The organism is Shewanella sp. SG41-4 (assembly GCF_014164505.1).
Classification (GTDB): Bacteria; Pseudomonadota; Gammaproteobacteria; order Enterobacterales; family Shewanellaceae; genus Shewanella.
The window spans coordinates 1-1,145 of sequence record NZ_JACJFI010000645.1 but is presented as its reverse complement, the minus strand read 5'-3'; the positions used below and the strand labels follow the sequence as shown (position 1 = coordinate 1,145).

Below are 1,145 nucleotides of genomic sequence, written 5' to 3'. Positions count from 1 at the left end.
AATTGCATTAGGGCTGCGGGTATATAAAACACCCGGTTCACAAGCCGGATATATGAAGGCAATGAATTTGTTTATCAACGCTTCGAAATCACTTGCAAAACGGGTGGGTCCATATATGACGTAATAGTGAGCGTTATTTGGATGTTGTAATAATAGGCATAACACTAAAACATAGAAAGCATTTCCGAATGACGTAGTAGTGGGCATTGCTTGAAATGCAGTAGTTTGCCTCCACCCGCCCGTCATCCTCGAGATCTCTTATCCCGGCTCAGAAACACTACCGGGACGGATCCAGGTGTTGTCTTGGCTTTGCCTAGCCGCCATTATCAATACATTGAGCCCAGCTCAGGAATGCGACTGAAACAGATCTAGGTATTATCTACCAATTTAGATTTCAAGATCATCCCAGCGTGGATTTAATTTTTCAATTAATTCAATTTTCCATTCTCGTTTCCACTTTTTAAGCTGCTTCTCTCTTGTAATTGCATTATAAATATCATCAAAAACTTCATAGTAAACTAGCTGGTTAATTGAATTCTTCTTGGTAAAACCGTCTGAGAGACCATTTTTGTGTTCCCAAGCTCGTTTAATTAAATCAGAAGTTACTCCAACATATAACGTGCCATTGGGTCGATTAGCCATTATGTAAATATATGATTGCTTTTCCATAAGCATTTTTCCCAAGAAAAGGTTACATCAAAATATAGCATCAAAAGCGGACTCTATATAAAAAGCATTAACACCTGGATTCCGGCTCAAAAGCATTACCGGAATGACGTAATTTGGGGGAGCATTACTTATATGACGAGAGGGTGGATTGCCGTTATGGCGAAATAGCGCGCATTACTTCCCCCCGCACGTCATCCTCGAATGCTTTAATCGGGGATCCAGGTGTTGCTTTAAAGGCCCGTCATCCTCGAATGCTTTAATCCCGGCTCAGAAACACTACCGGGACGGATCCAGGTGTTACCTTGGATTATTGTGGCTTTAAAGCAACACCTGGATTCCGGCTCAAAAGCGTTACCGGAATAATGAGATGGACCCACCCTTCTAATCGGCTTCATAGTGAGCCATGATAAGTTTGTACACTTTATCAACAAAGGGCGGGTCCGAATATGAAGATTACAACAATTGGTTTAGATATA

At 41.4% G+C, this 1,145-nt stretch carries 1 protein-coding gene; it reads right to left on the bottom strand.

Annotation, left to right across the window (positions count from 1 at the left end):
- Positions 1-387: 387 nt before the first annotated feature.
- Complete coding sequence (locus H5202_RS22950) at positions 388-669, bottom strand: GIY-YIG nuclease family protein (RefSeq protein WP_182774048.1); 282 nt, start codon at positions 667-669, stop codon at positions 388-390.
- Between the last annotated feature and the right edge of the window lie 476 nt (positions 670-1,145).